Genomic DNA, 21,665 nt, shown 5'->3' on the forward strand with positions numbered 1-21,665 from the left:
CTCAGCTCCTCTCCAGCCGGGCATCGCGGAACCGGATGGCCTTGTCGGGTCGGACGACATATCCCCGGAGCTGCGTCACAAAAGCCTGGGTCGACGACGGGTTGTAGAGGTAGAGGTAGCTCACGTCGTCGGCGATGATGCTCGCGGCCTCGGCGTAGATCCGCTTGCGGGCCTCGACGTCGAGTTCGGTTCGGCCCCGGTCCAACAGCGCGTCGACCTCGGGGTTCGAGTACTTCTGCGAGTTCGACGTGCCCTCGGAATGGTGTTGGGCGTAGTAGAAGTCGTCCGGGTCGATGTTGCCCAGCCAGCCCAGTAGCAGGGCGTCGAAGTCGCCGGCGGCCTGGCGATCGAGCCATGCGCCGAAGTCGAGTTGTTCGATCCGCACGTCGATCCCGACGTCGGCGAGGTTCGACGCGATCACCTGCGCCGCCGTCACCGTCTCGGGATACTCGGTGGTCACCATCAGGCGCATGTCGAGTCCGCGGATGCCGGCCTGCCGGAGCAGGTCTCTGGCGTTCGCGACGGCGGCGTCGCGGTCGAGTCCGGCGGTATAGCGGTCGTAGGGTGCGAACCAGGGACTGGTCGAGGGGATCGCGAGCTCGTTGGGCGTCGCGGTCCCGTATCCGACGACCTGCGCGATCGAGTCCCGGTCGATCGCATACGCGACCGCCTGGCGGACCCGGGTGTCGTCGAACGGTGGGGCGTCGAAGTTCATCGTGACGTACCAGTAGTCGTTGGCGACCACGGTCCCGACATCGAGTGTGTCGTCGCGGCGCAGGATGCTGAGCTGCTGGGCGGGAATGGCGTCGGTCCAATCGATCTCACCCGACCGTAGTGCGGACACCGCGGTGGTGCCCTGTGAGATGAAGCTGTAGCGGACCCCGTCGACGGCGGGTGCCCCACCCCAGTAGTCGGGATTCGACGCCAACACGATGAATGCGCCCGGCGACCGGGAGACGAACGAGAACGGCCCGGTGCCGATCGGCCTGGTCGTGATCTCACCGGATTCGACGTTGCGGCGGTTGACGATGGCCAGTCCCTTGAACCCGCCGATGCTCGTCAGCAGATTGGGGGTCGGCGCGCTGACGGTGAACCGGACCCGACGGTCGTCGAGGGCGGTGATCGACGCGATGGCCTCGAGTTTGTATGCGTTGGACAGTTCTTCGTCGATTATCCGACGGAAGGAGTATTCGACATCGGCTGCGGTCAGCGGGTCGCCGTTGTGGAACGTGACCCCGTCGCGCAGCGTGAACGTCCATTGCAGGCCGTCGGGGCTGACCTCCCAGCTCTCGGCCAGTGCCGGCCGCATCTGGAGTTGCTCGTCGGGTTCGACGAGGGTGTCGAAGACGTTCTCGAGTACTTCGAAGGTGAAGTAGGAACTGGACTTCTGCGGGTCGAGCTGGTCGGGTTCACCGGCGATGGCGGCCTTGATGGTGTTGACGGTGTCCGGCGACCCGCCACCGCATGCGGCCAGCACGGACGTGCCCAGCAAGGCGGTTCCGGCGACACCGGCGACGCGAAGGAACCCGCGGCGATCGAGAACGTCGGGTCTGCGCGGCGGAAGCTGCTCGCGCACAGATGAATACACCGACCCGCTCGGCGAATCGGTCATCACTGTCCTCCCGCCCGGCGAGTGTTCGCCTCGGAGTCTCACCGCACGTCGGCCGCGCCACGGCATGCGTGAGGCGCCCTGCTGTGCAGTGTGCCCCAGCGGTACAGGTGGTGCAACCGTGCCATACCTCCGCGGACGGAGAAATTGCGGCAGGAGGACAGGATCAGCTGTTGACCTTCGCGATCACGTTGTCGGCGTACCAGTTCAGATGGTCGATCTTGGTCTGCAGCGGCTCGGTGTCGTCGCCCATGACATACGGCAGCCGGAAGCCGACGATCACGTCAGTGATCCCTTTGTCTTCCAGCCGCTTACATCCGTCGACGGTGTAGGCGTCCATGGAGATCACGTGGATCTCGAACGGATCGTTGGTCTTTCCCTCGGCCTTGCGGATCTCGTTGATCCGGTCCAGCAGAGTCTCGAGCTCCTCGGGCGGACCGCCACCGTGCATCCAGCCGTCACCGCGGATGACCGCACGACGCAGCGCGGCGTCGGCGTGGCCGCCCACGAGTAGCGGGATGGGTTCGGTGGGCGCGGGCGTCATCTTGATCTTGGGGATGTCGTAGAACTCGCCGTGGAACTCGAAGTACTCGCCGGTGGTCAGGCCGCGGATGATGTCCATGCACTCGTCCATCCGCTTGCCGCGGCGCTTGAAGTCCACGCCCATGAAGTCGTAGTCCTCGGGCCACGGACTCGTGCCGACGCCCATCGCGAAGCGGTTGTTCGTCAGGTACGCCACCGAGCTGGCCTGCTTGGCGACCAGCGCGGGCGGGCGGACCGGCAGCTTCACCACGAAGGGTGTGAAACGGATGGTCGAGGTGACCGCGCCGAGCGCCGCGGCCTGGATGAAGGTCTCGATGAACGCCTTGCCGTCGAGGAACTCGCGATTGCCGTCGGGGGTGTACGGATACTTCGCGTCCGATTCCTCCGGATAGGCCAGCGAGTCGGGAATGGTGAAGCCGGCGTACCCCGCGGCTTCGGCGGCCTGCGCGAGCGGCGCGTAGTACGACGGATCGGTCATGGCCTCGGCATACGTGAACCGCATCATGCTCCTCGGGACGTTAGTGGAACTCCCATCACAGTAGAACACGTTCTAGTTGTGCGACATGGACTTCGTCATCGTCGCAGGTCTCCAGCGCGCAGGGGGCGGCGATTGTCGGCTGGTGGAGGCCCAGGGTCAGCGAAGCCCCGCGAGGGGATTGTCCGAAGTCGCGCCGGGGCCCGGGTGTACGCGTAGTTCGCCGGTGCCGATTCGCTCGCCGCACGCGGAGCACGTCGGCTCGACCGTCATCGTCTGGCCGCATGAGTGCGTCGACACCACTGGTGCGCCGTCCTCGGCGGTCCACCGGTCACCCCACTGACGTAACGCGGCCAGAACCGTCCAGAGGTCCCGGCCCTTCTCGGTGAGGCGGTAGTCGTAGCGCACCGGGTTGTCCTGGTACGGCTCCTTCGCCAGGATCTCGTGTTCGACGAGGGTGTCCAGCCGCTGGGTCAACACGTTGCGCGCGATCCCGAGCCGCGACGAGAACTCGTCGAATCGCGTCACGCCGAACATCGCGTCCCGGACGATCAGCAGCGTCCACCATTCGCCGACGATCTCCAGCGTCTGGGCGATCGAGCAGTTCATCTCGGCGAACGAGGCGCGGCGCATGAGATCGAGAGTAGTGGGTTGCGTGACGCAACTCAACCTGCTTGCATGAGTTGCGTGAAGCAACTCAGCAGGCAACAAGCCGTTGAAGACGGATTGTTACCCAGTTTCGGAGCAAGTCCGACCGGAGACGGTCGATGGTCGGCGACCATCGACCGTTCCTGGTGGGGATGGTCGGGCCCGCATGGCGGCGCCATCGCGGCGCTGGCTGTCCGGGTCGGCGCCGATGCAGCGCCGGGTACGTCGGTGCGCGCTCTCGATCTGCGATTCGTCGGCAAGCCCGACGGCGGGGAGTTGCTGCTGACGCCGTCGGTCCGGGAGGTCGGCCGGCACACAAGGGTCGTCGACGTCACGGTCACCCAGGCAGGCGTCGACATCGCGTCGGCATCAGTCACGACCGGGCGGGTCGGGGAATCCGCACCCACCGATGTCAGCGACCGGGTCGCGGGCGTGCCCGGCCCGGAAGGGCTCGACCCCTTCATGATTCCGCCGGAGATCGTCCCGATGGGCGCGCAGCTCGATGTGCGACCGGTCGACGGTCCGCTCGCGCTCACCGGAGCCGACGAGGCCTGGATGCGGGCATGGATCACCACCCGAACCCCGATGGCTGTCGACGCCGCCTACCTGGCCCTGCTGGCGGACTGCCTACCGCCCGCCGTCTTCCCGACTCTGACCGCGCCGCTCGCACTTCCGACGGTGGCATTCTATATGCACGTGACGGCGCCGCTGGACGACGCCACTCCGGCGCCGATCCTCGTCCATACGCGTAACACCTCGACGTCCGGCGGTTGGTCGGTCGACGACACCACGCTGCGCGACCGCGACGGTCGGCTCCTCGCCTCCGCGCGCCAGAGCCGCCGGGTTCTCGGATGGCCGGTCCGATGACGGTCACTCGCAGCGGCCCGGCGACGCCGGCGCCGACTGTCGCGCGGCCCGGCCTCGTCCTGCTCATCCTGTCCGGGGCGGCGTTCATGGCCAGCCTCGACGTCTTCATCGTCAACGTCGCCTTCGACGACATCGGTGCCGACTTCACCGGCGCGACCCTGTCCCAGATGTCCTGGATCCTCAACGCGTACGCCATCCTGTATGCGGCGCTCCTTGTTCCGGCGGGCCGGATCGTCGATCGGTACGGCCGCAAGGGCGGCTTCCTGCTCGGTCTCGCGATCTTCACCGCGGCGAGTGCGGCATGTGCCGCGGCGCAGGGCGTCTGGTGGCTGGTGGCATTCCGCGCACTGCAGGCACTCGGCGCGGCGATTCTGACCCCGGCGAGCCTGGGTCTGGTCGTGGCGACGTTGCCGCCGGAACGTCGGGCCCGGTCGGTGCGCATCTGGGCGGCCACCGGCGCCCTGGCCGCGGCCTTCGGGCCGGCCGTCGGCGGTCTTCTCGTCGAGGCGTCGTGGCGCTGGGTGTTCCTGGTCAACGTGCCCGTCGGCGTGGCGGCGATCGTCCCCGGGGCGATCGTACTGTCCCGCCCCCAAAACGTCTCGGCCAGTGGCTTTCCCGACGCGTTGGGCGCGCTTCTCCTGGTCGTCTCGGTGGGGGCCTTGACACTCGGTCTGGTCCAGGGGAGTGAGTGGGGTTGGACGGACGCGCGGATCACCGGTGCGTGGATCGTCGCCGGGGCAGGGCTCGTCGGCTTCGTCCTCAGTTCGGCGCGTCATCCCGAACCGGTGATCTCGCCTGCACTGCTGCGGATCCGGGCCTTCTCGGTCGCGAACGTGACGATGCTGCTGTTCTCCATCCCGTTCGCCGGCGCACTTCTCGCGAACATCCTGTGGTTGCAGCAGGTCTGGGGCTTCTCGCCGATCGTGACGGGTCTCGCGGTGTCAACCGGACCGCTGATGGTCCCGATCTTCGCGGCCGTGTCGCATCGCCTCAGTGCGCGGGTCCCGGTGGGGCGACTCGTCGCCTTCGGTTGTGTGCTCTTCGGTCTCGGGTCGGCCCTCATCGCCCTGTCGGTCGACGCCACACCGGATTTCGCCACCGAGTTCCTGCCGGGCTGGCTGATCGGCGGTGTCGGAGTGGGCTTCGCGTTGCCGTCGATCCTCTCCTCGGCGACCGCCGACCTCCCCGCAGATCAGGCCGCCACCGGAAGCGCGGTGGTCAACATGAGTCGTCAGATCGGCATGTCCCTGGGCGTCAGCTTGCTGGTCGCGATCATCGGCACCTCGGCGGTGTACGCCGATGTGCACGACTCGTTCCTGACCGCCTGGTGGGTACTCGCGGGAATCGCTGCGCTGGGCGCGATCTCGGCGTTGGGGATGACCCCGCGAGCGGTGCCCAATTCCGCCCCCTGAGGTGTGAGGACCCATTGCTCCTTGAGGTGTGAGGAGCGCAAGCCGCCGGGCCGAGCAAGCGACGAAGGAGCGCGTCGAGGTCGACGAGCCTCGAAGGGCATGGTGACGTGCGTCGCGAGACCCTTCGTGGCTCGCTTCGCTCGCACCTCAGGGAGCAGAGGGGGTGCGCTCGGCACGCACCTCAGGGAGCAGAAGGGGGTGCGCTCGGCACGCACCTCAGGGAGCAGAAGGGGGTGCGCTCGGCACGCACCTCATAGATCAGTGAGAGAGCAAGCGTCTAGGGACGCGTGAACCGCTCCCGGCGACCGAGGCCGCGGAGCCGCACCCACTCGGCGAACCCCTTCGGATCGCGTTGCTGCACAAGGAAGAACCAGCCGAAGCGGGCATACTCCTGCGGCAACAGCTTCCGGAGTCCGGGCTGGCTCATCAGGTAACCGCGGTTGCGGTAGGTGAAGAACCGCTTGGTGTCGTTGTCGGGGTACTGGGTGTGCATGCGACCGCCCAGGATCGGTCGAAACTCCGCCGAGCCGTCGGGGTGGAGGTATCCCGCGCGAAGGCAGGTGCCGAACCGTACGCCCGAGCGGACCAGTCGACGGTGCACCTCCACCTCGTCGCCGCGGAAGAACAGTCGCAGGTCCGGCACGCCCACCTGTTCGAGGCACCGTGCGGAGAACAGAGCGCCGTTGAACAGCGACGCGATGCCGGGCAGCAGATCGTCGTCCTGGGTCTGACCGGTGACATCTGACCCGCTCGCTTCGCTCCCGGCGTCGGCAAAGAGTTCCGATCGCTTGCGTCGCCACACGAGTCCGCGTCGCAGCGGGAAGGCGAGGGTGTCCGGGTCGTCGAGGTTGGCGACCACCGGTGACACCTCGTCGAGGTCATGCCGTGCGGCGCAGTCGAGCAGCGTCGAGAGGACCGTCGGACCGTCGGGTCGGCCGTCGTCGTCGGCGCACCAGACCCAGTCGGCGCCGAGGGCGAGCGCATGCAGCATGCCCAGCGCGAATCCGCCGGCACCGCCGAGATTGCGCTCCGATCCCAGATACGTCGTCGGAACGGGCTGCGCCGTCACGAGTTCGGCGACTTCAAGTTCGTCGGCGTTGTCGACGACGATCAGATGATCGACGGGCCGGTCCTGGCCCGACACCACGGCCAGCGACTCGGCGAGCAACTCCGCGCGACGGTGCGTGACCACGACCGCGATGACCTTCGGAGCGACGGCGCCGTCGGTCACTCCGGGGTCCCCTTCTTGTCCGCCTTCTCCAGGTCGGCGATCACCCTGCGGACGTGTGCCGCGGCATCCGGGCCCTCGTAGGCCTCGACGACCTCTTCGATGCCGCCTTCCATGCGGACCTGTCCGTGGTCGATCCACAGGGCGCGGTCGCACAGCTGGGCCAGGAACTCATTGGAATGGCTGGCGAACACCAGGATTCCCGACCGCTCGACGAGCGCCTGGAGCCGACCCCGCGCCTTGCGCATGAAGTCGGCGTCGACGGCACCGATGCCCTCGTCGAGGATGAGGATCTCCGGGTCGATGGAGGTCACCACGCCGAGTGCGATGCGCACCCGCATACCGGTGGAGTAGGTGCGCAGCGGCATCTGCAGGTAGTCGCCGAGCTCGGTGAACTCCGCGATGTCGTCGATCTTCTTGAGCATCTCCTTGCGCGTCATGCCCAGGAACATGCCGCGGATGATGATGTTCTCGTAGCCGGAGATCTCGGGGTCCATGCCGACGCCGAGGTCGAAGACGGGGGCGACCCGGCCGTGCACCCGGCAGGCGCCGCGCGTGGGTTCGTAGATGCCCGACAGCAGACGCAGCAGCGTCGACTTGCCGGCGCCGTTGTGGCCGACCAGCCCGATCCGGTCGCCGTGCTTGAGGTGCAGATTGATGTCCTTGAGCGCCTCGACGACCACCACGTTCGACTCGGTGGAGCCGATGACGCCGCCCGCCGCGCCGATCACCGACTTCTTGAGCGACCGCGTCTTGGCGTCGAAGATCGGGAAGTCCACACACGCGTCCCACGTGTCCACGCGGACGCGGGTGTCGCCGAGATCGTTGTTCCTGGCCATCGAATCCGTCCCTACACCCAGTACGCCACGCGGGCCCGGTAGTTGCGCAACACCATCATGGCCAGCACCCAGCCCACGGCGGTGCAGCCCAGGACGACGGCCCAGTGGTAGAACTCGACCGGCTCGCCCAGCAGCGGTCCGCGTGCGATCTCCAGATAGTGGAACATCGGGTTCAGCTCGACGAGCTTCAACCTCGACGAGGCCTCGCCGGTCGCGTTGCCGAGGCTCTGCGTCGTCCAGATGATCGGCGTCATGAAGAAGACCAGCTGCACCGCGGTGGTGAGGAGCTGGCCGATGTCGCGGAATCGGGTCGACAGGATGCCGAACACGATCGTCACCCAGATCGAATTGAGCACGTACAACATCAGGGCCGGGACGATCAGCGTGACGGTCCAGTTGAGCGGGGGCGGGAAGATCAGGAACAGGATGACGATGATGACGACGTTGTGCGCGAAGATGATCAGCGCACGCCACACCACTCGGTAGACGTGCACGCTCACCGGGGCCGGAAGCTGTTTGATCAGCCCCTCGTTCTTCGAGAAGACCTCGGAGCCCTCGAGGATCGAGCTCGAGATGAAGTTCCAGAAGATGAAGCCTAGCGCCACGTACGGCAGGAACACCTTGATGTCCATGCCGAAGAGCTCGCCATAGAGCAGACCCATCGCGATCGCGGTCACACCGGTCGCGATCACGATCCACAGCGGTCCCAGGACCGAACGTCGGTAGCGCTGCTTGATGTCCTGCCAGCCGAGGTGGAACCACAGCTCGCGGCTCGCGAAACCGTCGCGGAGGTCCTTGACTGCGCGCGCGAAGCTGCGCGAATCAGAGCCCTGGGGACGCGCGGGGATCGCGTCGTCGTCTACTACCGCTGACACGAGGAGTCAGCGTACCCCTCGGCCCATCCGCTGCCCGCTGCCGGTTGAGCGGGTGACCCTCAGGCGGTTGAGCCGGTGTGGCGACCTAGAGGTACTGCCCCGTGCTGTGGCCGGGTCCGCCGGCACCACCGGGGGCGGGCATGCCGGGCGGAAGCGCGCCCTGACGCATCTGCTCGAGCTGGGCGCGGGCGGCCATCTGCTGGGCGAACAGTGCGGTCTGGATGCCGTGGAAGAGTCCCTCGAGCCAGCCCACGAGCTGGGCCTGGGCGATGCGGAGCTCGGCATCCGACGGGGTGCCCTCGTCGGAGAAGGGGAGCGCGAGACGTTCGAGTTCTTCGCGCAGCTCCGGGGCGAGGCCTTCTTCGAGTTCACGCACCGACGACTGGTGGATCTCACGCAGGCGGTTCCGCGACGCGTCGTCGAGAGGAGCCGCACGGACCTCTTCGAGCAGCTGCTTGATCATCGTGCCGATGCGCATGACCTTGGCGGGTTGCTCGACCATGTCGGCGACGCTGGTCGATTCCGACGACTCGCCGTCCGTCTGCCCATCCGTGCCCGCGCCGACGACGATCACGTTGTCGGAGTCGCCGGCCGAGCCGAACGGTCCTGAGGTGGGGCCGGGTCCTGGAGTACCTTCGATAGCCATGCGTCCCATTGTGCCCGGACACCGCGAAACGGCAGATGGCCGACGTCTATCCTCGTGCCCATGGCTTTCGACGTCGCCTATGTGCGTGGATTGATTCCATCGCTCGGCGACGGCTGGATCCATCTCGACCCGCAGGCGGGGATGCAGATCCCCGATTCGGTCGCGACCGCTGTGACCACCAGTTTCCGCTCTCTGTCCGCCGTCCCGGGCGGGGTCTACCCGTCGGCTCGCGCGAGCGCGGAGGTGGTCGACGGTGCCCGGCGCGCGATCGCCGACCTCGTCGGCGGAGACGCCGCGGGTGTGGTGCTCGGACCGTCGCGGTACGTGCTGCTGGCCGGTCTGGCGGAGGCGCTCGCGCCGCATGCGTGGCTGCGGGGTGACGTCGTCGTTACGCGTCAGGACGACGAGCCGAATATCGTGCCGTGGCTGCGCGCGGCGGATCGTTATGGCGGCCGGGTTCGCTGGGCCGAGGTCGACGTCGAGACCGGCGGACTACCGGCCTGGCAGTTCGGCGATCTCGTCACTCCGGATACGGAGGTCGTCGCGGTGACGCTGGCGTCGTCCACGACGGGGGCCGTCACCGACATCAGCGAGATCGCGCCGCTGGTCCGCGAAGCCGGTGCGCTGCTGGTCGTCGACGCCACCAACGCGGCGCCGTACATCAGCCTGGACATCCACGACCTGGGTGCCGACGTCCTCGTCGTGTCTGCTGAGCGGTGGGGTGGTCCCCGCATGGCGGCCATGGCCTTCCGCGAACCCCACCTGATCGACCGGCTGAAGCTGATGTCGATGGACCCGTCCGCGCGCGGACCCGCCCGGCTCGAACCCGAACCGCATCAGGGCGCGATGCTCGCCGGATTGGTCGCTTCGGTGGAACACCTCGCCGGACTCGACGAGGCCGGCATCGGCAAGCGTCGGCGGCGTCTCGTCACGTCGATGGACGGTGTCTACGAGTATCTGCAGCGCCTCAACTATTACCTGGTCACGACGCTGTCCCAGCTCAACCATGTGAACCTCGTGGGGACCGAGGAGAACCGGATTCCCCTGGCGAGCTTCACCGTGGAGTCGGTCGGTGCCGACAAGGTCGTCCGGCGTCTGGCCGACAACGGTGTCTGCGCACTCGCCGACCTTCCCAACCGTGCACTCGCACGGATGGGCGCACCCGACTTCGGCGGTGCCGTCACGGTCGGGCTGGCCCCGTACTCGACGCCGTACGAGGTCGATCACCTGGTGCGAACGCTGGGTTCATTGGCCTGAAGTGCCCGGCAACCTTCCGAAATTCACTATGGTGTTGTTTGGGTTAACGACAATGTATGTTGTCATGCTGTGTCGGCAAAATCGATTGATGGTCCACGAAAGGGCCCGCCCCGGTCGCTCACCGCTGCGGAGGCCGAGAGCTGGATGAACCTCGTCGACGGCGGCTGGGCGCTCTTCGCCCGCGTCAACGACGAGTTCGCGAGACGAGGACTCTCCGTTTCCGATCTGCGCATTCTCGAAGCGGTCTGTACCAACCGGCAGTTGAGCGTCAGCGAGGTCGCCGACGCCGTGCACATGCGGGTCAGCACGGTGTCGCGCATGATCGGCCGGCTCAGTGACGACGGCAACATCCACCGGTTCGAGTCGAAGGCCGACGGCAGACACCGACTCGTGCGTCTGACCGATCACGGTCGGCGCACCCTCGCCCTCCATGTGAACGCCCGAGATCAGGTGATCCGGCAGTTCGTCGTCGACGCGATGACCCCGGAGGAGTTCACCGCCCTCGGCGTCGCGTTCCGCAAGATCCGCGAGGCCGTCGACGCCGCGGAGCCCGCGGCTTCCGACTGAGCCACTCTCAGCCCGCGACGCTCAGCAGCACCTTCCCGACCACGTCACCGCTGTTGAGATGGTCGTGCGCGGCGCCGGCGTCGGCGAGCGGGAACACGCGATCGACGACGGGTACGACCGTGCCGGCCTCGATCAGCGGCCAGGTCCGGGTCAGGGTCGACGCCACGACCTCGGCCTTGCCGCCGGGACCGTGTACGGGCCGGGCGCGCAGCGTCGTACCCATCACCGACAACCGCTTGGCCAGCAGATGCCCGAGGTTGATCTCGGTGGTGGTGCCGCCTTGCATGCCGATGATGACGAGGCGCCCGTCGGTGCGCAGCGCCTTCAGGTTCGACTTCAGGTACTTCGCGCCGATGATGTCGAGGATGACGTCGGCGCCGCCGGCGTCCTGGAGGATCTCGGCGAAGTCCTGGCTCGAGTAGTCGATGAGGATGTCGGCGCCGAACTCGCGGCAGCGCTCGAGCTTGTCCTGCGTGCGGGCGGTCACCGCGACGCGAGCGCCCATCGCGTGGGCGATCTGGGTGGCGTGGGTGCCGATGCCGCTGGACCCGCCGTGGATCAGCAGGAGCTCGCCGGTGGTCAGATGCGCGGTGTCGAAGATGTTCGACGACACGGTGCACGCCACCTCGGGCAGCGCCGCCGCGGACACCAGGTCGACGCCCTTGGGCACTGCGAGGACCTGCTCGACCGGGACCGCCACCTTCTCCGCGTAACCGCCGCCGGCGAGCAGCGCGCACACCTCGTCACCCTCCGACCAGCCGCTGACCCCGTCGCCGAGGGCCGAGATCCGCCCCGAGACCTCGAGTCCGAGGGTGTCCGACGCACCGGGTGGCGGCGGATAGTTGCCCGCCCGCTGCAGGATGTCGGCGCGGTTGACGCCGGCCGCGACTACATCGATCACGACTTCGCCGGACGCGGGAGTCGGGTCGGGCACATCGGACAGGGACAGGTTCTCTGATTCGACGACGATGGCTTTCACCTCTTCGATGGTGTCACAGCGCACCGCAGTGCCAGGCGAGGTCCGGTCCGACGTTCGTGTGTAACCTTGCTCGTCAGGGAAGCGTGGCAGAGCGGCCGAATGCACTCGCCTTGAAAGCGAGCGTGGGTAAAACCACCGGGGGTTCAAATCCCTCCGCTTCCGCCAGAGGTGTTACTTGTTTGCGCAGGCAAGCCAGCCGCCTGAGTCCGCGCCACCCGTGCCCTGACTGCTCGGCGCCGGCAGATGCCTGACGGTCTGCGGCGTTGACGACGGCCTTCAGATCGTCGTCTAGTGGATGACCCGCATCAGGGTGTTTGAGCAACAGTCTCTGTGGCGACCGTCGATGCGGCCCGCGAGTTGGCCTCACCTCACTGCATCGGTGCTCGACGGACCCGCTTTCCAGGGCTGCGGTGAACCTTGAAATTGACGGGGCCAATTTCAAGGTTAGTGCGTTAACCTTGAAATCACATCGTTGGTTTTCAAGGTTGGATCACCCAGTGGATCTCGAGAGATTGAGAAACAGCCCGGTCGGGGAGCTAGTGCCCATCAGGGGTTACGACCCTCGGTTCAACGAGGAGTACGAGTACTTCGGCTACGTCCCCAACAGACTGCCTGCGGGTTTCGAGTTGCAGGCGTCGACGTACTCGGTCGTTGTCGAAGCGACCGCAGCGCTCGCCCGAGCAGATCAGGCTTCTTCGCTGCTCCCCAATCCCACACTGCTGGCGCGGCCGGCGACGCGCCGCGAGGCAGTCAGCACGTCGGCTCTAGAAGGGACTTACGCGGCTCTGTCGGACGTGTTCGAGGCGGACTTCCTTGACAACGACGAGATGACCAGCTCAGTCAGTGAAGTTCGAAACTACGTAACCGCAGCGGAGCGCGCTTACGAGATGATCGGTCAAGGCCGATCGATCTCCATCCGAATGCTCGAAGACCTGCAAGCTGAACTACTCCGAGGCACACCCAGTGACGGTGCACACGCCGGTAGCGTGCGCACCTCTCAGGTCTTCATAGGTGTCGGCAACCGGCGTGTGGATTCGGCCCGCTTCGTTCCGCCTCCAGCGGACCATCGTTTGACCGATGGCTTGGAAGCGTGGCAAGCGTGGATACGCGAGGTCAACGACGTGCCCACGATCATCCGTGTTGCTGTGTCTCACTACCAGTTTGAGACGCTCCACCCGTTTCACGACGGAAACGGTCGCTTGGGTCGGCTCGTCGCGACTTTGCAGCTCATGTGCGCGGGTGAGTTGCGATACCCCATTCTGAACTTGTCTCCATGGCTAGTGCAGAGGCGCTCTGAGTATCAAGAAGGATTGCTTCGCGTGTCACAGACGGGGGACTGGGACACGTGGATTTGCTTTATGTCTGCAGCAATTCACGCCGAGGCTCTCGAGGTTGTGGCCCGAGTCGATCGGCTACTCGCCCTGCGCGAGAGCTTCCAGCTGACACTGCGCGGGTCGAAGGGCGTCGCACTGCGTATCGCTGACGACTTGGTGGGGTACCCAATGATCACGGCCACCCTCGCTTCGAAGTTGTACGGGGTTTCGTACCAAGCAGCGAACTCTGCGATAGCGAAGTTAGTGGACCTGAAAATTCTTCGACAGCGTACCGCTGGTCGGTACGACCGGATCTTTCAGTGCGATGCTGTCCTGACTGCCCTGGAGTACTGAGCGACGCCGAGGCCAGAGGAGAATGATGACGAGCACCGGTGGATTCACGGTTGCGTCGTTCAACGTCAACGGGATCCGCGCCGCGCGCCGTCGGGGGTTCGACGCCTGGCTCGCCGGACGGCAGCCCGACGTGGTCGGACTACAGGAACTGCGGTGTGGCATCGACGACGTCGGCGAGTTCGACGGTTACCACGCAGCGGTCGACGTCGGCTCCATCGCGGGACGTAACGGCGTCGCGGTGCTCACCAGAAACGAGCCGGCCGCGGTGCGCACCTGGCTGACCCATCCGCCGAAGGCTCGCGGAATGCCCGCCTTCGCTCACGAGGGTCGCTACGTCGAGGTCGACCTCGCCGATCGTCCACTGACCGTCGCCAGTCTGTATCTGCCCAAGGGCGGACTCCCAGTCGAGTTGCAGCGCCCCGGCTCGATGCGGGAGGCGCCCGACGGCGGCGCCAAACACGCACGCAAGCAACGCTTTCTGGCCGGGTTCACCCGTGAACTCGAGCGCAACCGGCTCGCCGCCCGCCGCGCCGGCCGGGAGTTCCTGCTCCTCGGCGACCTCAACGTGGCACACCTCGAACACGACGTCACCAACTGGCGCGCGGCCCGCAAGATGGAGGGCTTCCTGCCCGAGGAACGCGCCTGGTTCGGCGAGATCACCGGCCCGCGCCGGCTGGTGGACGTCGTACGCGCCCTGCACGGTGACCGTCCCGGACCGCTCACCTGGTGGAGCTGGGCGGGGGAGTCGTTCGTCAAGGACGTCGGGTGGCGCATCGACCACCAGCTCGCCTCGCCCGCGCTTGCCCGGCGGGCGCGCTCGGTGGTGGTCGACAAGGAGGCGTCGCCGGACCTTCGGCTGTCCGATCACGCCCCGCTGGTTGTCGAGTACGCCGAGCTGTGATCCGGGGTCGCGACTTCCGCGTCACGTGAATGGTGGTTGTCGCCGGGTGGCTTCGACTCGGCGCCTCGCTGGCGCTCGGTGCCGGCTCAACCAGCGGGTGGGCGGCGTGACCAGCGGTTGTCGCCGGGTGGTTTCGACTCGGCGCCTCGCTGGCGCTCGGTGCCGGCTCAACCAGCGGGTGGGCGGCGTGACCAGCGGTTGTCGCCGGGTGGCTTCGACTCGGCGCCTCGCTGGCGCTCGGTGCCGGCTCAACCAGCGGGAGGGCGGCGTGACCAGCGGTTGTCGCCGGGTGGCTTCGACTCGGCGCCTCGCTGGCGCTCGGTGCCGGCTCGACCAGCGGTGGTTGCGGTTGCGGCTGCGGCTCGACCAGCGGTGGTTGCGGCTCACCCGACCGTCAGCACCGCGCGGAGGTACTCCCACTCCATCCGTCCGTTGGTGAGGTAGCGGTCGGCGTGGGCGGCGATGGCGGCGTCGAGTTCGTCGACGCGCGCGGGGTCGTCACCGACGTTGCGGTACGCCATGATGGTCGGTCCGTAGTGCGCTTTGAAGAAGTCGCGGAACGCCCCGCCGTCGTCGAACTCGCTGATCGCCACGGTCTCGGTGACGAACTCGTGGTCGGTGACAGCTGAACCGAACAGCGACCGCACGTGGTCGGCGTCGCCCCAGAGCGGCCCCGGCTGCGCACCGGGCGGCGGTGGCGGGGCGTACGGCTTCATCACCGCGAACAACTCACCGATGAATCCCGTTGGAGTCCAGTTGATCAGGCCGATCCGTCCGGCGGGACGCACGACTCGTACGAGTTCGTCGGCGCACTTCTGGTGATTCGGCGCGAACATGACGCCCACGCACGACGTCGCGATGTCGAAGTCGTCATCGTCGAACGGGAGATCTTCGGCGTCGGCGGTGCGCCAGGTGATCGGCAGGTCGCGGTGCCGGGCTTCGCCCACGGACAGCAGTTCGGGTGTGAGGTCGCTGGCGACGACATGCCCGCCGGCTTCAGCGGCGGGTACGGCGACGTTGCCCGCGCCGGCGGCGACGTCGAGGAGTTTGTCCCCGGCGGTGATGTGCAATGCGTCGACGAGGCGTCGGCCCAGCGGCGCGATGAGGTCGGCGACGGCGGGATAGTCGCCCGACGCCCACAGCTTGCGGTGGCGGGCCTTGATCTCGGCGTCGAACGGGGTGGGGTGGGTCGTGGTCATGATGGCGGTCCCTCGAAGTTGTCGAATGGTGGTCGTCCGTGACCGGACACAACGAGCATCCGACGAACTCCGACCCGTCCTCTAGACCAACATCTGTACTGGCGGCAGTTCAGTTTCTGTACTGGTCATCAGCCGGCGACGGGTGTGTACTGGGTCGAGGGAGGTTTCGACACGGCGCCTCGCTTCGCTCGGGGCCGGCTCAACCAGCAAGAGGCGGCGCCTCGCTTCGCTCGGGGCCGGCTCAACCGGCAAGAGGTGGCGCCGGCTCGACCAGCAGTGGGGAGGCTGCGATGACATCGTATGGACAGTTCTGTCCGGTGGCCAAGGCGATGGAGTTGCTCGACGAGCGCTGGACGATTCTCATCGTCCGCGAACTGCTCTTGAGCAGTCGGCATTTCAACGAGTTGCGACGCGGGGTGCCGAAGATGTCGCCGGCGCTGCTCACCAAGCGCCTACGCAGTCTGGAACGTGCCGGGGTGATCAACCGCAGCGTTGTCGGCGGTCGTTCGGTGTACACGCTGACGGCGATGGGCGAGGAGCTCACCACGGTCGTAGAAGCGTTGAGCGCGTGGGGTATCCGCTGGATCGGCGAGCTGGGCGACGCCGACCTCGACCCGCATCTGCTCATGTGGGACATGCACCGCACCGTCCCGGTCGACCGGTGGCCGCGACGACGCACCATGGTGCAGTTCGTCTTTCGCGATGTCATCGGCAAGGCGAGCACATGGTGGCTGGTCGTCGCGGGTGGTGAGGCGCAGGTGTGCGACTTCGACCCCGGTTACGAACTCGACGCCACCGTGATGACCGATCTGCGTACTCTCACCGAGATCTGGCGGGGCGACATCGACTGGCGTCTGGCGCTCGCCGCCGACCGCGTCGAGATCCACGGTGCCGCGGAGGTGGCACGAGACGTGCCGTCGTGGATCGGGCAGAGCCTCTCGTCGGCGGTCCCGCGACCGGCGTGAGCGGGCACCGTCAGGCGATGTCCCGGCGGAACGTCGTGTAGCGACCGATGGCCGCGAACGCGGCGATGTAGGCGAGCATGACAAGTGCCCCGGCCCACTGCGGCAGCAGGTCGTCACTGCCGCCGCCCATCGTGGCGAAGAAGCTCGATCCGACGAGGGCATCGGCGGCGGACCCGGGCAGGAACTTCGACACCGATGAGGTCACGTCGAAGGTCGCCAGCGCGATGCGTGCGATCGGTTCCACGAGCTGGGTGAAGGCCAGCAGGATCACGATCGCGGCGACCTGGTTGGACACCACAGCGCCGAACGCCACCCCCATCGCGGTCCACAGCACCATCACCAGCATCGACAGGCCGATCACCTCGAGGGTGGAGCTGTCGCCGAGGAACGCGCCGTCCCCGACCGTCGCGAGGATCGGTGCCGCCGTCGCGACGACCGCCAGAGTGCCGAGCACGCCGTAGAGGAGCCCCATCGGGATGCCGGCGATCAGCTTGGCCACCAACAGGATTCCGCGTCGCGGTTCGACGAGCAGGCTCGCCGTGATGGTCTTGTGCCGGAACTCCCCGGTCACCGCGAGGCTGCCGATCACCAGGGCGAACACGTAACCGATCGGGCTGGTGAGGGCGTAGATCGAGCGGGCCAGATCGGCGCCGACGAGCGTCGTGGGTTGTTGCATGGCATTCTCGGTCGTCATCGAGAACGCCAGTGCCGCACCGATGAACCCGAGATAGGCGACCATGGCGATGAGCAGGACCCACCACATCCGCGTGGAGGTGAACTTGCGGTACTCGGCGATCAGGGCGGCCCTCATCGGACTGCCCCCGGCGACGTCGGTGCGCCGTTCGGGCCGGGATCGGCTGACCCGCCGTAGAAATGACTGGTCGGTGCGTCCGAAGACTTCGTGAGATGCAGGAAGACCGCCTCGAGATCGGCGCCGACGTCGGCGAGTTGGTGGAGTTCGATGCCCGCGGTGAAGGCGGCCGTCCCGACCGTGGCCGCACTCACGCCGGGCACCCGGAAACCGTCGTGCGTGTCCTCGAGGTGCCACCCGCGCTCGCCCGCGAGCGCGACGAACGACGCCCGCGACGGCGTCCGCACGACGACCGCGTGCTCGGCCAGCGCCTCGAAGTCGGCGAGCGTGGAGGCCCGGACCAGTTTGCCGTTGCCGATCACCACCACGTCGTCGACGGTGCTCCGCACCTCGGCGAGCACGTGGCTGGAGACCAGGACCGTTCGACCCTCGTGGGCCAGTGACCGCAGCAGCCCGCGCAGCCACACGATGCCCTGGGGGTCGAGACCGTTGGCCGGCTCGTCGAGCAGGATGATCTGCGGATCGCCGAGCAGCGCGGTGGCCAGGCCGAGGCGCTGCCGCATGCCCATCGAGTAACCACCGACGCGGCGGTCCGCGGCCTGAGCGAGTCCGACGAAGTCGAGCACTTCCCGGCACCGCGACGTCGGGACCCCGACCTGCGGGGCGAGTGCCTTCAGGTGCCCGAGTCCGGTGCGCCCGGGGTGAAAGCTCGACGCCTCGAGCGCCGCGCCGACGTGCTGGGCGGGTCGCGGGATCTCCCGGAACGGGCGGTCGCCGATGAGTGCCCGGCCGGCGGTCGGTTCGACCAGGCCCAGGAGCATCCGCAGGGTCGTGGTCTTGCCCGAACCGTTCGGTCCGAGAAACCCGGTGACGCGACCGGGGGCAACGGTGAACGACAGGTCGTCGACCGCGGTAAGGCTGCCGAATCGCTTGGTGAGACCGTCGATCGTGATCGCGGGTGACTCCATCGGTGCCTTCCGTCGGTGGGCTGGCCCATACGCTATCAAACGCGCACGTGGTCAACCGCTTTCATGTCGAAACCCGCCGTGTACGAGTCACACCCGTTGCAGGACAACACATCCGACGACGCGGTCACAACCAGTCGCGTTTCCGGAACGACAGATAGAGTCCGACGACCACGACGACGATAAGCGTCGTGCTGGTGATGAAGCCGAGTAGTCGCTCGAAACCGGGAAACGGCACGTTCTGTCCGTAGAAACCGGTGATGGCCGTCGGCACGGCGATGATCGCGGCCCACGCGGTCAGCTTCTTCATGACGGTGTTGAGTCGCGCGTCGGCGAGGGTCAGGTTGGTCTCGAAGACGGTGGTGATCATGTCGCGCAACGATTCCGTCCACTCCGACGCCCGGAGCGCGTGGTCGTAGAGGTCGGAGAAATGCGGGTCGAGTTCCGGCGGCGCGTGGTTGTCGAACCGCCGTCGTTGGATGCCGGCGATCACCTCGCGCATCGGCAGGACCACCCGTCGCAGGACGACGAGGTCCTTGCGCAGGTCGTAGGTTCGGCGCTGCAGTTCGCGGCCGGGGATGCGCTCGTCGAACAGCAGTGCCTCGAGGTCTTCGATCTCGTCGTCGAGGCGTTGCACGGCGTCGAAGTGTCCGTCCACGACGACATCGAGCAATCCGTGCACGAGCGCGCCGATCCCGTATTGCGTGGCCCCGCTGTCCGACCAACGCCGCATGACCTCGTCGATGTCGAGCGCCGGGGTCGGTCGCACGGTGATGAGTGCGTTCCGTTTGACGAAGATCGAGATGCGGTGCAGGTCGAACATCCGCGCCCGACCGTTCGCGGAGGCACGGAAGTCGGTGGCCGCGGCGCCGTCGTCATCGTCCCGGTCGTCGGCCGGCGAGTCGCCGTCGTGTAGCGACACCGCGTAGACCATCACGAAGGTGTGCCCGGTGTAGGTGACTGTCTTGACCCGTTCGGCCGCCGCGACCGTGTCCTCGATCGCGAACGGGTCGAGGTCGAGTTCGGTCGCCAACCGGGACAGGGTCTCGTGGGTGGGGCTTTCCAGATCCGCCCAGATCAACTTCTCCGGATTGTCGAGACAGGTGGAGATCTCCTCGAGGTCGAAGCCATCCACCGGGTCGCCGTTCCGCCAGATCTGACCACGGATGCGTTCGACGCCGCGAGGTCCCGACACATCCGAGGGAACTGTCATGTGGCCATCGTGACACCCGTGGGGGTGTTCCGTCGGTGCGACAGGCAGGCGAGACGTCGACCACACCGGGTGGTCGTCGCCCGCGGGTAGCATCGAAATCGGTGTCTGTGGACGGGTGCGGACACCGATTCTCCAGGTAAGGCGGCGGCATGGTCGACAGCAGTTCCCGCGGACATCGCTTGATGCCCGCGCGCACGAGCGAACAGATCCGCGAGTGGTGCGATCGTTCGGCGGTACCGGGCGAGCGGCGCGAACTGTCGGACACCGCGGCGCTTCTCATCGCCTCCGGATACCTCACCCCGGGTGGTCGTGCCATCGTGGTGCGCCGGATCTCCACCGGTCGGCCGATGCCGTCCATGTCCGCGGGTTTCGGCGATCTGCGCCGCTTGCAGCGCGCGATCGTCCAGATCGAACACCAGTTGTCGAGCCCGGTGGTGCCCGGTGTGGTCGCGGCCGTGATGCGCAACCGGCTCAACGGCCTGCAACGACGCCGCGAGGACGCACGCAAGCAGATCGTCGCCGGTAAGGGTGTGTTCGCGTCGGGGACCCGGGCGATCCGACGCGAGCGACGGGAGAACGTCTATCTCGAGATCGAGGAACGAGACCGGTTGTTCGCCGGGCTGCTGTGCACTCCGACCCCCAACGTCAACGCGTCGAGCTATGTCCGTCGCGCCGGCACCGCCGCGTTCGACCGGATCGCCGGCGTGGTGGGGCAGGTCGCCGCGAAGTCGGGCAACTCGCAGGCGGGGCAGTGGGCGGACCAGTTCCTGTCGGGCGTGCGCGAGGCACCGGGTGGTGCCTCCCAGGCCGGTGCGCCGCGTGCCGCGGCCTTCGTCGACGGCTACGAGACGCTGCTGTTCATCACCGGTCACTACTACGACCGCATCCTCGGCAACCCCGCCTGGCGCTCCGACCATTTCGAGGTCCAGCGCACCCAGGTGAACCTGCACGCCGAGGTCGCCGAGATCGCCGCCGACGTCATCGCGTTGCGGGCGGTACGCATCGACCTCGACCGGGCCAAGCGCAATGGCGGCTTCGACCGCACCTTCGCCGCGCAGATCGATCAGCGTGAGACGACACTGCGACCGGTGTGGACCGAACTCATCGACCGTGTCCAGGCGCTCGGCGAGGTCGCGCATGTCGTCGAATCCGCGGCCGTCGAGCTGCAGGTCCTCGCCGAGTACAACAAAGCGGCGACCCTGGACGACCGCATCGACGCGTTGATCGCGCGGTCGGGCGACCGCGAGATCTCCGTCGACAACGCGAAACGGCTCACCGAACAGGTCCGCAGCGGCGAAGAGCAGTTGCGCATCTATCGGGATGTGTTGCAGGGCAACATCGCGCGGATCTCGCCGGCGGTGCCGCGCGAGTTACCCGCTCGCTACGAGCCGTCGTGACCACGTGCTGAGGTAGTCCTTCTCGGTGGGGGACAGCCGCCGCAGGGTGTGCTTCTCGATGTCGACGACGGCCATCTGCGTGCTCGCGACGCATGCCGGCCGACTGGCGTCGTCGGCAACGCCGCTGCGGATCTCGTAACCGATGGTGAAGTCCACCGAACGGAAACCCTTGATCCACATCCCGATTCGCAGCGGCGAGTCGTCGTGACGCAGCTGGGCCTGGTATCGGATGTCGACGTGCACGATCATCGCGCTGGTGATCAGCGGGGCGTAGTCCTCGCCGGCGCTCAACAGCCACGCGATGCGCGCCTCCTCCATCAGCGTGACCATCCGCGCGTGGTTGATGTGTCCGAACGCGTCCATGTCCGACCAGCGCACCCCGACCTCGGCGACGAAGGCGAAGTCGTTCGGACCGAGTCCCGTGGTCGACGGTGGTTCGTGCCGCTCGGAATGCGCGTGGTGAACAGAAGGTGAAGTGGGCATCGTCGACTTTCCTCGGAGGTCCCGGTGCCCGTGAGATGCCGTGGTCACGACCTTCCACTCGGCTGAACGCCGGGTAGTCTGTGAGTCTAGATGTCCGCGTCGGGCCGATCCGGTCGGCG

General features: G+C 67.1%; 21 protein-coding genes and 1 tRNA gene. 9 read left to right on the top strand and 13 right to left on the bottom strand.

Annotated elements, in window-relative coordinates; translation table 11 throughout:
* Nucleotide 1: 1 nt before the first annotated feature.
* The 3 genes from MVF96_RS01765 to MVF96_RS01775 form a co-directional block, all read right to left on the bottom strand.
* Nucleotides 2-1,612, bottom strand: a complete 1,611-nt coding sequence (locus MVF96_RS01765) for an ABC transporter substrate-binding protein (protein WP_247450963.1) — start codon at nt 1,610-1,612, stop codon at nt 2-4.
* 163 nt (nt 1,613-1,775) lie between these two features.
* A complete protein-coding gene (locus MVF96_RS01770; RefSeq protein WP_058251131.1) occupies nt 1,776-2,654 on the bottom strand; it encodes a TIGR03619 family F420-dependent LLM class oxidoreductase in 879 nt (292 codons plus the stop codon).
* Between the two features lie 132 nt (nt 2,655-2,786).
* The gene (locus tag MVF96_RS01775) at nt 2,787-3,260 is read right to left on the bottom strand and encodes a winged helix-turn-helix transcriptional regulator (protein ID WP_247450965.1); all 474 of its coding nucleotides are present in this window, start codon (nt 3,258-3,260) and stop codon (nt 2,787-2,789) included.
* A 54-nt stretch (nt 3,261-3,314) separates the two neighbouring features.
* On the opposite strand from MVF96_RS01775, the gene MVF96_RS01780 reads away from it, so the two are divergent.
* A complete protein-coding gene (locus MVF96_RS01780) occupies nt 3,315-4,142 on the top strand; it encodes an acyl-CoA thioesterase (protein WP_247452180.1) in 828 nt (275 codons plus the stop codon).
* Nucleotides 4,127-5,554, top strand: a complete 1,428-nt coding sequence (locus tag MVF96_RS01785) for a DHA2 family efflux MFS transporter permease subunit (protein ID WP_247450967.1) — start codon at nt 4,127-4,129, stop codon at nt 5,552-5,554. Before MVF96_RS01780 ends, MVF96_RS01785 begins: the two co-directional genes overlap by 16 nt.
* Nucleotides 5,555-5,831: 277 nt before the next feature.
* Here MVF96_RS01785 and glfT1 read toward each other — a convergent pair whose 3' ends face one another.
* The 4 genes from glfT1 to MVF96_RS01805 form a co-directional block, all read right to left on the bottom strand.
* Nucleotides 5,832-6,785: a galactofuranosyltransferase GlfT1 gene (glfT1, locus tag MVF96_RS01790; protein WP_247450969.1), complete on the bottom strand. Its 954-nt coding sequence runs from the start codon at nt 6,783-6,785 to the stop codon at nt 5,832-5,834.
* Nucleotides 6,782-7,621 carry a galactan export ABC transporter ATP-binding subunit Wzt/RfbE gene (gene wzt / locus MVF96_RS01795; RefSeq protein ID WP_137810774.1) on the bottom strand — a complete coding sequence of 280 codons (840 nt, stop codon included), beginning with the start codon at nt 7,619-7,621 and terminating at the stop codon, nt 6,782-6,784. Before wzt ends, glfT1 begins: the two co-directional genes overlap by 4 nt.
* A gap of 11 nt (nt 7,622-7,632) precedes the next feature.
* Nucleotides 7,633-8,496: a galactan export ABC transporter permease subunit Wzm/RfbD gene (gene wzm / locus MVF96_RS01800; protein WP_247450971.1), complete on the bottom strand. Its 864-nt coding sequence runs from the start codon at nt 8,494-8,496 to the stop codon at nt 7,633-7,635.
* An 85-nt stretch (nt 8,497-8,581) separates the two neighbouring features.
* Complete coding sequence (locus MVF96_RS01805; RefSeq protein ID WP_247450972.1) at nt 8,582-9,142, bottom strand: bacterial proteasome activator family protein; 561 nt, start codon at nt 9,140-9,142, stop codon at nt 8,582-8,584.
* Nucleotides 9,143-9,202: 60 nt separating this feature from the next.
* Between MVF96_RS01805 and MVF96_RS01810 the strand changes: the two genes are divergently transcribed.
* On the top strand, nt 9,203-10,399 hold the full coding sequence (locus MVF96_RS01810) for a cysteine desulfurase-like protein (protein ID WP_247450974.1): 1,197 nt from the start codon (nt 9,203-9,205) through the stop codon (nt 10,397-10,399).
* Between the two features lie 144 nt (nt 10,400-10,543).
* The gene (locus MVF96_RS01815) at nt 10,544-10,966 is read left to right on the top strand and encodes a MarR family winged helix-turn-helix transcriptional regulator (RefSeq protein WP_247450976.1); all 423 of its coding nucleotides are present in this window, start codon (nt 10,544-10,546) and stop codon (nt 10,964-10,966) included.
* 7 nt (nt 10,967-10,973) lie between these two features.
* Here MVF96_RS01815 and MVF96_RS01820 read toward each other — a convergent pair whose 3' ends face one another.
* A complete protein-coding gene (locus MVF96_RS01820) occupies nt 10,974-11,945 on the bottom strand; it encodes an NAD(P)H-quinone oxidoreductase (RefSeq protein WP_247450978.1) in 972 nt (323 codons plus the stop codon).
* A 77-nt stretch (nt 11,946-12,022) separates the two neighbouring features.
* Here MVF96_RS01820 and MVF96_RS01825 point away from each other — a divergent pair.
* The 3 genes from MVF96_RS01825 (at nt 12,023) to MVF96_RS01835 (ending at nt 14,513) form a co-directional block, all read left to right on the top strand.
* Nucleotides 12,023-12,110: transfer RNA gene (locus tag MVF96_RS01825), tRNA-Ser, on the top strand.
* A gap of 332 nt (nt 12,111-12,442) precedes the next feature.
* Entirely contained in the window at nt 12,443-13,612 is a 1,170-nt protein-coding gene (locus MVF96_RS01830; protein ID WP_226512129.1) for a Fic family protein, read from the top strand.
* 25 nt (nt 13,613-13,637) lie between these two features.
* Nucleotides 13,638-14,513: an exodeoxyribonuclease III gene (locus MVF96_RS01835; protein ID WP_247452181.1), complete on the top strand. Its 876-nt coding sequence runs from the start codon at nt 13,638-13,640 to the stop codon at nt 14,511-14,513.
* A 383-nt stretch (nt 14,514-14,896) separates the two neighbouring features.
* On the opposite strand, the gene MVF96_RS01840 is transcribed toward MVF96_RS01835, so the two are convergent.
* Nucleotides 14,897-15,712, bottom strand: coding sequence for a class I SAM-dependent methyltransferase (locus MVF96_RS01840; RefSeq protein WP_065631221.1), 816 nt, complete (start codon nt 15,710-15,712; stop codon nt 14,897-14,899).
* A 290-nt stretch (nt 15,713-16,002) separates the two neighbouring features.
* On the opposite strand from MVF96_RS01840, the gene MVF96_RS01845 reads away from it, so the two are divergent.
* Complete coding sequence (locus MVF96_RS01845; RefSeq protein ID WP_247450980.1) at nt 16,003-16,677, top strand: winged helix-turn-helix transcriptional regulator; 675 nt, start codon at nt 16,003-16,005, stop codon at nt 16,675-16,677.
* 10 nt (nt 16,678-16,687) lie between these two features.
* On the opposite strand, the gene MVF96_RS01850 is transcribed toward MVF96_RS01845, so the two are convergent.
* From MVF96_RS01850 to MVF96_RS01860, 3 genes are all read right to left on the bottom strand, one after another.
* Nucleotides 16,688-17,488, bottom strand: a complete 801-nt coding sequence (locus MVF96_RS01850) for an ABC transporter permease subunit (protein WP_247450981.1) — start codon at nt 17,486-17,488, stop codon at nt 16,688-16,690.
* On the bottom strand, nt 17,485-18,456 hold the full coding sequence (locus tag MVF96_RS01855) for an ABC transporter ATP-binding protein (RefSeq protein WP_247450983.1): 972 nt from the start codon (nt 18,454-18,456) through the stop codon (nt 17,485-17,487). The genes MVF96_RS01850 and MVF96_RS01855 overlap by 4 nt, the downstream gene beginning before the upstream one ends.
* A gap of 124 nt (nt 18,457-18,580) precedes the next feature.
* Entirely contained in the window at nt 18,581-19,666 is a 1,086-nt protein-coding gene (locus tag MVF96_RS01860) for a magnesium transporter CorA family protein (RefSeq protein ID WP_247450985.1), read from the bottom strand.
* A gap of 149 nt (nt 19,667-19,815) precedes the next feature.
* On the opposite strand from MVF96_RS01860, the gene MVF96_RS01865 reads away from it, so the two are divergent.
* Entirely contained in the window at nt 19,816-21,063 is a 1,248-nt protein-coding gene (locus tag MVF96_RS01865) for a hypothetical protein (RefSeq protein WP_159369858.1), read from the top strand.
* Here MVF96_RS01865 and MVF96_RS01870 read toward each other — a convergent pair.
* Nucleotides 21,037-21,546 (bottom strand): acyl-CoA thioesterase, encoded by a 510-nt coding sequence (locus tag MVF96_RS01870; protein WP_247450986.1) that lies wholly within the window; start codon nt 21,544-21,546, stop codon nt 21,037-21,039. The two genes, MVF96_RS01865 and MVF96_RS01870, sit on opposite strands and share 27 nt — an antisense overlap.
* Nucleotides 21,547-21,665: the final 119 nt, after the last annotated feature.

The organism is Gordonia hongkongensis (assembly GCF_023078355.1).
GTDB lineage: Bacteria > Actinomycetota > Actinomycetes > Mycobacteriales > Mycobacteriaceae > Gordonia > Gordonia hongkongensis.